We start from the raw sequence: 13250 nt of genomic DNA on the forward strand, positions 1-13250 counted from the left end.
CCTACAAATTACAATGTTTGGATTCTTATTTTTAATGACTCATCAAATGCGTAGATGTACCATAATTCAGCCTCTGTGAATATGGATTTTACATTTTCAGACAAACCAGCTATAAAATCACGTCCAGCCTGAACATATTGTTGATATTCTCTAGAAGTTGAAAGTAATTCCTCTTCGGTAAGATCTTTTAATACACGAATCTTGTCTATAGAATGTTCCTTCTCTAATTGAATTCCTTGAAGTTTATAGGAAAAATCAATAACGTGATGATTAGGCTTTAAATAAAATCCAGGTGGTAGGTTATAATTCGCATTTTGACCATAGCCAAAAGCTGATATTGCCAAAAATAATGGCAATATAATACTGCATAATTTCATGTTTCCTATCTGTGTTAAATTAAACTTTGTAAAAAATTCTGCCTCACCAGACTAATTACAAACTATCAAATATAGTCAATTTTTGCGTTAAAATGACATTCTGAAACCAATATCTTCAAAAATCAAAAAGCCCGAATTCTAAGAATTCAGGCTTTCAATTATTTATAAACGATAATTATCGATTAGCATGTGGGCTACCTCCTTTCTTTTCTTCTAAATCGGTATTGAAAATTTTCACCTTGTCATCCTTTTTCAAACCAGATTTAACTTCTGTATAAACTCCGTCTGATAAACCTAATTCCAAAATTTTCTTTTGGTAGACAGGACTATCGTATTTTTCTGTACCCGGTTTTAATATTTCCACATAAGGTTTTCCTAGATCATCATAGCGGATATGTGCCGACTCAATTGCCAATACATTGTTCACTTCCGATAAAATTACTTCAGCATTTGCGCTATAATTTGCACGTAAAAATACGTCTTCTTTCAAATTAACATCGGCCTTGATTTCAAATTGAACAATTCCATTGGTTTCAACTCCAGAAGGTGAAATATAATTTAGATTCCCAATGAAATTCTCATCAGGTAAGGCACCAATCATAATTTTTAACGCCATTCCTTCTTTTAGTTTTCCAACGTCAGCCTCGTCTACATTTCCTTCGAAAATCATCTGGTTGACATCAGCCATGGTAGCAATCGTCGTTCCTACACTGAAATTATTGATTTCTTGAACCGTATTTCCAATTTCAACGGGAATCGACAAAATCATCCCTGAAATGGTAGCACGAATTTGGGTCGTAGCATATTTTTCCAAACCAGGAGCAATTCCAGTTTGGGCAATTTTATAATCGTTTTGCGCAGCTTTTAAATTTTGTTGCGCCATTTGATAGGTTGCCAAAGCTGCATCATAATCTTTCTTAGGCAAAACTCCTTGATCAAATAATGATTTGGTACGATTGAATTGAATTTGTTCATTATTTAAGGTGATTTTTGCAGAATTAATTTGTTGCTGAGCAGCATTTAAGCTTCCCACATTTGGAATTACTTTTAAAGTCGCAATCAACGCTCCATTCTGAACGGTTTCACCTTCTTTTACATGAATTTGCGTAATGACACCCGAAATGTTAGGTTTGATTTCAATCACTTCACGAGGTTTAACAGTTCCTGTTGCCACTGCCTTGGTGGAAATGTCACGAACCGTTAATTCAGCTGTTTCATAAACCGCGTTTTCTTTCGAACTGGTTTTGAACATATAAAACAACGAACCCGCCACAGCAGCAATAAACACAATAATCAAGAGAATTTTTAATCCTTTTTTCATTTTCAATATTTTATATCAAATCGAACTCTAAATCGATTTACCATTCCTATTTTTATTCTATTAACCGCATCAAAAGTTTAGCCAAATCAATTCCCATCATGCTACTTTCTACTCCACAACTCCCAACATCCTACTCCCATCACCCAACATCCTACTCATCTCTCAAGGCATCAATCGGTTTAATGGAAATAGCTCTTTGTGCAGGAAGCAATCCAGCGATCATTGCCATGACTACCATAATAAGTAAAGCAAATCCTAAAGTTGTTACATCAACCGAAGCATTTAAAAATGGGAAATTCCCATCACTACCTTCTACCGCTTTATTTACTATTAATAACAATAAGGTTGCTCCTACTATCCCCGATAAACCTGCAATCATCGTCAACACAACCGATTCCATCAAAATTTGGGAACGTATTTGATTTGGAACTGCTCCCAAAGCTCTTCTGATTCCAAATTCTTTGGTTCGTTCAGAAACCGTAATTAACAAAATACTAGAAATCGCAATGACACCTGAAAATAAAGTCAATGCACCAACGACAATTGCCAATAATTCCATTCCATTCATAAAGGAAAATAATTGGTTCATCATTTCTCCTAAATTAAATCCGGCAATGGCTTGAGTATCGTCTGGATGAACATTTTTGCGCTCTTTCAAAAAGGCTTTTACTTCTTGTTCAAATTCTACAATGTCATATTCATCATAAGCATTGATAATCGCATAATTCACAACACCTTGACGATTGTACACACGTTGAAAGGTTGAGAATGGAATATGAATTTCATTGTTTCGTCCTATACTCATGGCAGGTTGTGTATAAACGCCTACAACCATATACGAACTATTGCCAATTTGCAGTCGTTCCCCAATCGGATTAACATTCTCATGAAATAATTCATCCACAATTTCTTGACCGATGACACAAACTTTCTTCCCTTGTGCCATATCATCGTTGTTGATGAAACGACCTTTGACAATTGGTTTTTTGAACATTTCGTTTTGCGCAGGTTCATCTCCTGTAACCGAATAATTGGAATATTTCGTTCCATATTTGACCAATACTCCTCCTTCTGTACTTCGAGGAGAAATCATTCTGATTTGAGGAAACTTTTGTTTGATGGCCTGAATATCTTCAATTTTCAATTCCAGCATTCGTCCACGTTGATACCCTTTATAGGGAATGGTTGTTTCGGCCAACATGACAAATAAACTATTGGTCGCAGAATTGGCAAAAATTTTATCAAAACCATTTTGCATTCCCTTGGAAGCACCCAATAATGCCACAAACAAAAACATACCCCAAGCCACGCCAATCATGGTCAATAGGGTACGCATCTTATTTTTGCGTATCGCAGCATACACTTCTGACCAAGCATCTTTATCAAATAGTATAGGTCTCATTCGTCTCTCAAGGCATCTATGGGTTTAATTTTCGCTGCGTACCTCGCAGGAAGAAATCCAGCAAAAAAGCCGGCAACAAAAAGAACCAAACAAGCAAAAATCAAGGAACTTGTTTCTACTCCTGGATCATAAATAAAATAATCCACCAATCCTTCATTGATGTTTTCAACCAATAAAGTGGCGGTAATAATTCCAATCGCTCCAAATAGTAAGGTAATGGAAATTGCTTCTTGCATGATCAAACTTATGATGCTAAAAGGAGTTGCTCCCAAAGCTTTTCGAATTCCAATTTCTTTGGTTCGTTCTTTCACACTAAACACCATGATGTTCCCGATACTCACAATTCCAGCAACTAAACTTCCGCCGCCAATGAAAATCACAATAACAGTTAGCATCGCAAAAAAATCATTGGTACTTCCCATTTGTTGTGTAGAATCCCAGGCACGAATTCCCGATTGATCGGTTTGACTTACCGAATGACGAGATTTCATATTGCTCACTATATTTTGAGATAATTCTGCAATTTCACTATTAGCCATTCCATCATTGGGTGTAATGGAAATGGTCGGTACATCACGTGTGGCATAAATGGTTTGTAAAGTCGTGATAGGGGCATAAATCATTCGATTTTCAGAATCATTGTCAGAACGTTCTCTAAAAACTCCGACAATTTCATACATTCCAGTTCCGATGTTTAAGAATTTTCCAATCGGTTCTTGCCCTTTCAACATGTCTTTGACCACCATTGTCCCAATGACGATGGTTTTGTTTTGGTTGGCTAAATCTTTTTCGTTAAAAAATCGACCTTCCACCAATTCGATATCAATCATATTGAAATAATCGGAATTGGTTCCTTTGATGGAATAATTTCCTGCTTCGCCAGCGTATTTCACAGGCAAGGCTTGGTCAAATTCTCCACTGATGTATTTGATAGATTCTTTGTAATTTTCGTAGATATAATCCAAATCATCATTTTCCAAGACGATTTGACGACCTTTTTGAAATCCTCCAAAAGGCTCAGAAGTTCGCGTTCCAAAGACATAGATATTCATCGCTCCTGCTTTGAAAAATTCCTGTTGAAAACCGTTTTGAAGTCCGTTCCCCATCCCAAATAAAACGATAAAGACAAACAATGCCAACGAGATGGTAAATCCCGATAGGAATGTCCTTAGTTTGTTACTTGAAATGGAAGCCCAAATCTCCCGCCAACGATCTATATCAAACATTTATTATGCTTTCTTTAATATTCTAGGTGTATGTTTATCTTATTTCAATTTAATACAATCAAACCCTAACTTGTTGAATCTTTTCATCACTCATGATGACCCCATCTTTTAGTCGAATGATCCGTTTGCACATATGGGCGATGTCATCTTCGTGCGTTACCATCAAAATCGTTTTACCTTCATCGTTGATTTCTTGAATCAAACGCATGACTTCCGCTGAAGTTGTAGAATCCAATGCACCTGTTGGCTCATCGGCCAATAATAATTTCGGTTGAGCAGCTAAAGCGCGCGCAATGGCTACACGTTGTTTTTGTCCTCCTGATAGTTCACTTGGTAAATGATGTGCCCACGGTTTCAAACCCACTCGTTCCAAATAACTCATCGCCATTTCTGAACGTTTGTTTCGACTAACTTTCTGATAATACAAAGGCAAGGCAACGTTTTCCAATACATTTTTGAAATTGATCAAATTATAGGATTGGAAAATAAATCCCAAGAATTTATTTCGGTAGTTGGCTGCCTTGGTTTCGTTTAATTTTTCAATCTTGAATCCGTCCAATTCATATAATCCAGAATCATGTGTATCCAACATTCCGATGATATTCAACAAGGTAGATTTCCCAGATCCTGAAGAGCCCATGATGGCAACAAATTCTCCTTCTTCCACATCAAGATTGATCCCTTTCAGAACATGCAAAGAATTTGCACCCATCTTATAGGATTTATTTAAATCACGAATTTTTATCATTAGATCAAAACTACAAAGGTTTTGACTTATATGTAAGGAAAATGAACAGAAAGTTACAGCCTAAACAAAATATTATGGATTAAGAAGGATCAACATCAATTTCAATCCGAACTGACCGAAAGGCTTGAATCGTATGCAAACTTTCAATGCTCTTTTGAATCCATTCTTTGACCTTTGCTGCAGAGGCTCCTTCTGGAATTTTGATCAATACTTGTCGGATGTATAAATTTCGAATTCGCCCAATGGAAGGTTCAATCGGACCCAACAAATGTTTTTCGTCAAACATAGGTTTCAGCAAGCGCACAAATTCCGTCGAAACTTTGTCCACCTTTTCCACTTTGGCATGTCGGAATGTAAGTTGAACCAAACGCAAATAAGGCGGATACAAAAAGGACTTACGTTCATATAAAATATCTTTCGCCGTTTTTTCGTAATCGTATCGAGTGACATTTTGCAAAACTTCATGATCGGGATTAAAGGTCTGAATCAATACTTTTCCTTGTTCCTTTCTTCTACCCGCTCTTCCTGCCACTTGTGTCAACAATTGAAAGGCTTTCTCATGTGCACGAAAATCTGGAAAATTCAACAAAGAATCGGCACGAATTACGCCCACCAAACCAATGTTGGAAAAATCCAATCCTTTGGCAACCATTTGGGTTCCGACCAAAATATCGATTTCCTGTTGCTCAAATGCCTCAATCGTTTTTTCGTAAGCATGCTTTTTTCGCATGGCATCTACATCCATTCGCGCAATTTTCTTGTCGGGAAATAAAGATTGCAATTGTATCTCGATTTGTTCCGTCCCGATACCTTTTGTAGTCAATTCCAAACTTTGGCAATTGGAACATTTAGTTGGCCTTCCCTGAGAATGTCCGCAATAATGACATTTCAACCTATTGGAAAACTTATGAAAAGTCAAGGGAACATCGCAATTGGGACAATAAGGCGAGTGACCGCAAGACATACATTCCACAACTGGCGCAAAACCACGTCTGTTTTGAAAAATCAACACCTGTTTTCCTTCTTTGAAGGTATCACGAATGGCTTCTTCCAAAGTTCGACTTACATCGCCCACCATTTCCTTGTTGCGAATTGATCTTTTCAAGTCGATTAATTCAATCTTGGGCAATTCTACATCGGTAAAGCGTTTCGTTAATTGAACATAGCCATATTTCCCTATTTGGGCATTATGATAAGATTCCAAAGAAGGTGTTGCCGAGCCTAAAATGATATTGGCTTGAAACATAGAACCCAAAACCAAGGCCATATCACGCGCATGAAAAAAAGGTTTAGTATCACTTTGTTTATAGGCCGATTCATGTTCTTCATCCACAATGACCAATCCTAAATTCTGAAAAGGCAAAAACAAAGCAGATCGAGCTCCAATGACGATTTTGTATTCGTCATTCAAAGTATTATTCCACAACTCAACGCGTTCATTTTGATTGAATTTCGAATGATAAATCCCAACTTTGTCACCAAAATGCTTCCGAATTCGTTGCACCATTTGAGAGGTAATGGAAATTTCGGGAAGCAAGAACAAAGTGGTTTTATCTTCTTCTATTTTTTGTTCAATCAACTTAATGTAAATCTCCGTTTTGCCCGAAGAGGTTACACCATGCAAAAGTACCGTTTTGGATTCCTCAAAATATTCTTCAATCAGCTTTTGGGCCTTGTATTGCTCTAAGTTTAATTCTTCTGAATCAATGATGTCATTTTTCACCTCTTCGATTCGAGAAATTTCCAAATCATAAATTTGCACCAATCCTTTCTCTTCCATCGAATTGATCATGGAATGAGTTCCTCCATACTTTTTCAAAAATTGAGAAATCTTAATCGGTTTAGAAGATTGCGCTTCTTCCACAATTAATTGAAGAATGGTTTCTCGTTGTTTGGTTGCATTTTTCAATTTGTGGAGTGATTCATTGAAAAGCTTTTCGTTGGATTTCAGCTCAGGATTTACTCGAACAAATCGTTCTACTTTGGGCGTATATTTCTCTTTTAAAACTTCGTCCAAATGAATGATTCCCTTTTCCCACAAAGATTTGATGACTGGAATCGCTGATTTTCGCTCGACGATTTTGGCAATTTCGCTGACAGACAAAATTCCTTTCTGATTGATGGCATTGACCACCATCCATTCTTCCTCGGCAAGATGTTCTTGGATTTGTTCAATCGTTCCGATGAATTTCACAAAGGTTTCACTTTCCCATTTTAGCGCGGTTGGAAAGGCATTTCGGTACACATCGCCCAAGGAACATAGATAATAATTGGCCATCCACTCCCAAAATTTGATTTGAATTTTGGTTACTAAAGGTTCGGTATCGAGAATGGTGTCAATCATTTTGGTTTTGTACAATTCCGGCTTTTGGTTGTGAAGAGAATGCACAATTCCCGTGTACAATTTATTGGAACCAAATGGAACCGAAACTCTTTGTCCAACTTTCAAATAAGGAACATCAACGGGAGAAATTTCGTAAGTGAAAGTTCCCGGCAAAGCCAATGGCAAGATGATTTCCGCAAATTTGAATGGATTTGTCATTTCACGGGCAAGTTAAGGCAATTGTCGAAATTTAGGAAATGGAATTTTGGGCGTTTCCCCGTTGTATAAAGTCTTGTATAAAAAAAAATTTAACCACAACGGGGGCAGGCTTTCCGTTGCAATCTTTTTTGTCATGCTAAGTTTGCCTGTCCGTCGAAGGAGGTTCTAAATACAAAAAAGGATTTCCACTGCAATCCTTAACGCATTTTAAGATTTTTGATTTCAGATTTCAAATTTTAATCCTTTGTCATTTCGACGTAGGAGAAATCTCAAACCTTTGTCATTTCGACATCGGAGAAATCCCAAACCCTTTTCATTCGACAAAGGAGAAATCTCAAACCTTTGTCATTTCGACGTAGGAGAAATCTTTATTATCTGTCATTTCGACGTAGAAGAAATTTATATTCTTTGTCATTTCGACATCGGAGAAATCTCAATCTTTTGTCATTTCGACAACAGAGAAATCTCAATCTTTTGTCATTTCGACGTAGGAGAAATCTTTATTATCTGTCATTTCGACGTAGAAGAAATTTATATTCTTTGTCAATTCGACATCGGAGAAATCTACTTCCCCTTTCTACGTTTAATTTCTTTTTCAATCAAGGAAAGTTCGCGTCCCGTTTGGCCCGCAACAGAAGTATTTTCCTGTGCACGACGAATCAAATACGGCATCACTTCTTTGATGGGACCATACGGCAAATATTTCGCGATATTGTATCCCATATTTCCCAATTTGAAACTAATGTTGTCACTCATCCCAAACAATTGTCCGAACCATATTTTATGGTTTCCATTTTCGATATTGTGCTTTTGCATCAATTCCGTTAAAAGTTGACAAGAATCTTCGTTATGCGTTCCGGCAAACAAAGAAATACGGTGATGATTTTGGGTGATGAACTCCAAAGCGGCATTGTAATCACGATCTGTTGAGGCTTTGTCGGGTTGAATAGGAGACGGATAATTCTCTGCTTCCGCTCTTGCTCTTTCCTTTTCCATATAAGCACCACGAACAACCTTGAAACCTAATAAATAATTTTCTGCTTCTGCTTTTTGGAACATCTTTTTCAAATAAGCCAAACGATCGTGACGATACATCTGCAAGGTATTGCAAACAATGCAACGATTGATGTTGTATTTTTTCATCATTTCGTCTGCCAAATCATCGGCTGCATCTTGCATCCAACTTTCTTCGGCATCAATCATCATGGTCACATCATTGTCAAAGCCGGCTTTGCAAACTTCATCAAAACGATCTCGGATGGATTGCCATTTTTGCTTTTCGTCTTCGGTCATGGGAAGATTTTTTCCCATTTTTTCGTACAAATCAATTCGACCAAAAGCGGTCGGTTTGAAAACAACGAAAGGAATTTCTTTGGGATTTTCTTTGGCAATTTTGACCAAACGTAAAATTTCATCTTTTACTCGATCAAATTCCTCTTCAGATTCTTGGCCTTCTACCGAATAATCCATGATGGAACTAACGCCATATTGGTACAAATCTTTGGCGACTTTCAAACATTCAGCTGTTGTTTCACCTCCGACGAATTGACTATAAATCGTACGTCTGACAATCGGTTTTACCAATGGCAAATCCGCTGCAAAAGGGATTTTAAACATTATCGTTCCCAATTTTGTCAAAGTGGGATTGGCTATTAATTTGAATAAAGTATGTGCTTTTTTCAAGTCAGCATCAGACTTTGATTCAAAAGCTGTTTGAGTATCGTCAAATAACGGCATGAATGATTGTTTTGGTGTACAAATTTAGCCAATGTTGATAGATAATAAAAAATAAATATGGTGTAGAAATTTTAGATTTCGGATTTTAGATTTCAGATTTTTAATGGAGTATTATACTTACTTCCTTCACCCGCGTGAGGGATTATAGCGGATATCCTTTTTATGAAAAACCGTTTTACGGAATTTTTATAAAAAGATAGAAGCGGAAAGCCCGACCTGAAGTGAAACGGAAGGACACGCCCATAAACAAAAAATCCAGCTCTTACGAACTGGATTTATAGTATTCCTTATATATAGTTTACCTTTCTACAAATTCTTAGAATGGCATATCATCGTCTTCGTCACTTCCAAAACCAGAGTCTTTGAAATCATCAAATGCGCCAAAAGAGTCTTGCGGATTTCCGACCGGCAGATTAATCGAACTTCCAAATTCCATATTTCCTCCCGCATCGTCTTTGTTCATGGAACTTTGGAATTCAAATCCGCTAAATCCGAAATCTTCTTCTAAGTCCATAAATTTCGCTTGGTCGTTGATGAAACGCAAACGAATGTTTTCCAAGGCACCGTTACGGTGTTTTGCAATGATGAATTCCGCTTGACCCGCACATGGCGTTCCTTGCTCATCATCCCAAACGTCCAATTTATAGTATTCAGGTCGATAAATAAAAGACACAATATCGGCATCCTGCTCAATGGCTCCCGATTCACGTAAGTCGGACAACAAAGGTCGTTTATTTCCTCCACGGGTTTCCACCGAACGGGACAACTGAGAAAGTGCAATTACTGGAATGTTCAATTCTTTCGCAATCGATTTTAAATTTCGGGAAATGGTTGAAATCTCTTGTTCACGGTTACCAGTTGACTTTCCTCCTCCCAAGGTCATCAACTGCAAGTAGTCAATGATGATAAGTCGAACCCCGTGTTGCGAAACCAATCGTCTTGCCTTGGCACGTAAATCGAAAATAGACAAAGCTGGTGTATCGTCAATAAACAAAGGTGCGTCTTCCAAACTTTTCACCTTGTTGTACAATTGTTTCCATTCGTGATCGGCCAAAGTAGCTTTTCTCAATTTCTCTGATGAAATCCCTGTTTCACTCGAAATCATACGCGTGATCAATTGGACACTTGACATCTCCAATGAGAAAATTGCCGTTGGAATGTTTTGGTCAACCGACATATTTCTTGCCATGGAAAGAACGAATGCCGTTTTCCCCATCCCGGGACGTGCTGCCAAAATGATCAAATCGGATTCTTGCCAACCTGAGGTAATCTTGTCGACTTGGGTAAATCCAGAAGGCACACCACTCATCCCTTCTTTTTCGGACATCGCCTTGATTTTATCAATCGCTTCACGAACAAGGGTATTGGAATCAGAAAAACTTCGTTTGATACCACCTTCGGTTATTTCAAATAATTTACTTTCAGAATAGTCCAATAATTCAAACACATCAGACGTTTCATCGTAGGATTTGTCAATGATATTGGATGAAATTTCGATTAGCTGACGCAAAATATATTTTTCAATCAATACTCTTGAATGATATTCAATGTGCGCTGCAGAAGAAACTTTTTGTGTTAATTGAATCAAATAATAATCACCACCAACCATTTCTAGTTTCCCTTCACTTCGAAGTTCGTTGGAAACGGTCAACAAATCGATAGGTTGTGTATTGTTGAATAATTTTCGAATTGCTGCGAAAATGGTTTGATGTTGAATTTTATAAAAAACTTGTGGCATCAAGACATCGATGACTTCGTCGATTCCTTTTTTATCAATCATCATCGCACCAAGTACCGCTTCTTCCAAATCAATAGCCTGAGGCGGAATTTTCCCTCTCTCTAAGTTAATGATTCTCTGATTTTTATGCTGCTGAACTGTAGATGTATCCAAATTTTCCATAGGATTGGCTAAATTATAAAAAGCTAAAAGATTTCCGATGATGAAATCCGAAATAAGTTTTGAACAATTGAAATTCTGTTAAAATTTTAAGATGGATTTAACAAAGGCACGGTATTTGAAAAATGATTTTTATCATGATTTGACTAACTGATTGATTTTGCTCAATTAGAAGGTCCTCAAATAAAAACAGGTACCCGTTTTAAGTGTTTAATTAAAAAATCTATTACAATGAGCAAACATCGACAATTATCATGGGACGATTATTTATTTCAAAATCGTCATAAAGCTTATGGAGCCTATGCCTTACGAACTGGAGAAGGAAGAAATTTATTGAAATCACTTTTAATTGGGGTTTCATTTATTGGTATTTTAGTTTTGGTATTTTCTTTTACGAATAAAAAAACTGCAGAAGAAATACCTGTCATTACGTGTGAATTTGGAGTAGATATTGATTTAACGGAGATCCCAGAACAACCCAAAAGAGAAAAACCTGTTTTACCTACGGCTCCAAAAGTCATTCCTCCCACAACAACAAAGGAAAAATTGGATTCTGATATCATACCTGAACCAACTAATGAGCCGAGCAATGAAACTCCCTTAAATAAAAATGAAAACATAGGCAAAACAGAAGTTGAGGATGGTCAAGAAGCGAGTGAAGGTAGTGGCGTTTCTCAAGTTGGACACACACAAGACGGAACTGAAAATGGATTAGGCGACAAAGATGGAACAAATGATGTTCCAGAAATCCCTGCTCAGCCAGAAAAAATCTTTCAACCTCGAGATGTTTCCAAAATGGCCATTTTCCCTGGATGTGAAAAGGCTACGAAGTCAAAAGAGAGTTTGCAGATTTGTATGGCGCAACAATTAAACAAGGAATTGGGCACTCAATTGGACAATTTCAGTACGATTGCCGAGCGCTATAATATTGACAAAGCGACCACTAAACTACAGTTCATTGTCAATCATCAAGGAAAGATTGTTCAAGTAAAAGCAATAGGAGGAAACAATCAGCATTTTAGTAAGGAAGCTCAAGAAGCGATGAAAAGGATTGCAGAGAGATTGATTCAAAGAGGAAAAATCATTCAACCTGCTGAAATGAACGATGGATCTAAAGTGAATATGAGTTTTACTCTTCCTGTCCAATTTATGGTACAATAAAATTCCCCTTTTATATATTCCCCCATAGTTTGAACTCCGCTTTATGCGGAGTTTTTTATTGGATCTAATGTACGCATTAGGTGAATTCTTAAAACCTATTCAAAAATTTCTACTTGATAATGAGGAATCAAACTTCCAATCGGAAAATAAATTGAAACATTTCAATTGACTACTATAAATACCTAGAATTAATTATGTAAATTTAGTCAATGAGAAAATGGGCTTTCTCAGGTTTATGTCAATTAGTTTATTAAATTTTATCTCTATGAAATATCCTTATATAAATAAGCACTCATTGGTTTATAATCGATATTTTTCTCTCAAAACACTCCTTCTCTACTACTCCGATTAAATGCATTAATCACTCTATTACTAATCTAATTTTTCTACCCACTTAAATCTTTCACGAATCAAACCAATAAAGAAGTGAAAGGTTATTGCGCCTACACTTAAAATATGTTACGTTATGAAAAATTTAGTTGGAGTCCTTTTCTTTTTGACAAGCATCTGTTCTGCTCAATTCTTTGAATCTGATCAATCTTTTTTTGAATCCGAAACCACCCAAAAATTCTTTCAAAGTGAGGAGTATAATGAAAGTGAACCCATGTTTGCTTTTTTTCAAAATGAATCTTCTCACTATGGATATGACTATGGTGTGGATAACGTTGGGAATCCAGCTGGAGAACAAGATCCAGTACCTATTGACCATGGATGGTTTCTCTTGGTTTTATCAGGAATCTTAGTAGGTTTTTACTTCATAAAAAAGAAAAAACAGGTTTTAAACCCAATGAAACAAGAATGATTCCATCGGATTTTGGTTTCCATAAAATGAATTCTTT

At 36.8% G+C, this 13250-nt stretch carries 10 protein-coding genes; 2 read left to right on the forward strand and 8 right to left on the reverse strand.

Translation table 11 applies throughout. The features are described from left to right. Positions 1-8: 8 nt before the first annotated feature. The 8 genes from ABID46_RS03955 to dnaB all read right to left on the reverse strand — a co-directional run bounded on the left by ABID46_RS03955 (position 9) and on the right by dnaB (position 11253). On the reverse strand, positions 9-344 hold the full coding sequence (locus ABID46_RS03955) for a hypothetical protein (protein WP_354507288.1): 336 nt from the start codon (positions 342-344) through the stop codon (positions 9-11). Positions 345-552: 208 nt separating this feature from the next. Beyond that, positions 553-1698, reverse strand: a complete 1146-nt coding sequence (locus tag ABID46_RS03960) for an efflux RND transporter periplasmic adaptor subunit (protein WP_354507290.1) — start codon at positions 1696-1698, stop codon at positions 553-555. A 151-nt stretch (positions 1699-1849) separates the two neighbouring features. Beyond that, complete coding sequence (locus ABID46_RS03965) at positions 1850-3100, reverse strand: ABC transporter permease (protein WP_354507292.1); 1251 nt, start codon at positions 3098-3100, stop codon at positions 1850-1852. Then, positions 3097-4326: an ABC transporter permease gene (locus ABID46_RS03970; RefSeq protein WP_354507294.1), complete on the reverse strand. Its 1230-nt coding sequence runs from the start codon at positions 4324-4326 to the stop codon at positions 3097-3099. The genes ABID46_RS03965 and ABID46_RS03970 overlap by 4 nt, the downstream gene beginning before the upstream one ends. Before the next feature lie 58 nt (positions 4327-4384). Further along, positions 4385-5074, reverse strand: coding sequence for an ABC transporter ATP-binding protein (locus ABID46_RS03975; protein WP_354507296.1), 690 nt, complete (start codon positions 5072-5074; stop codon positions 4385-4387). Between the two features lie 79 nt (positions 5075-5153). Continuing rightward, the gene (priA, locus tag ABID46_RS03980; protein WP_354507298.1) at positions 5154-7616 is read right to left on the reverse strand and encodes a replication restart helicase PriA; all 2463 of its coding nucleotides are present in this window, start codon (positions 7614-7616) and stop codon (positions 5154-5156) included. 564 nt (positions 7617-8180) lie between these two features. Then, complete coding sequence (locus ABID46_RS03985) at positions 8181-9353, reverse strand: proline dehydrogenase family protein (protein ID WP_354507300.1); 1173 nt, start codon at positions 9351-9353, stop codon at positions 8181-8183. A gap of 316 nt (positions 9354-9669) precedes the next feature. Beyond that, positions 9670-11253 (reverse strand): replicative DNA helicase, encoded by a 1584-nt coding sequence (gene dnaB / locus ABID46_RS03990; protein WP_354507302.1) that lies wholly within the window; start codon positions 11251-11253, stop codon positions 9670-9672. Between the two features lie 228 nt (positions 11254-11481). Here dnaB and ABID46_RS03995 point away from each other — a divergent pair, with 228 nt between their 5' ends. Next, a complete protein-coding gene (locus ABID46_RS03995; RefSeq protein WP_354507304.1) occupies positions 11482-12411 on the forward strand; it encodes a hypothetical protein in 930 nt (309 codons plus the stop codon). Between the two features lie 466 nt (positions 12412-12877). Beyond that, positions 12878-13213, forward strand: a complete 336-nt coding sequence (locus ABID46_RS04000; RefSeq protein ID WP_354507306.1) for a hypothetical protein — start codon at positions 12878-12880, stop codon at positions 13211-13213. Positions 13214-13250 lie beyond the last annotated feature (37 nt).

This window comes from Moheibacter stercoris, from assembly GCF_040545805.1.
Taxonomy (GTDB): domain Bacteria; phylum Bacteroidota; class Bacteroidia; order Flavobacteriales; family Weeksellaceae; genus Moheibacter; species Moheibacter stercoris.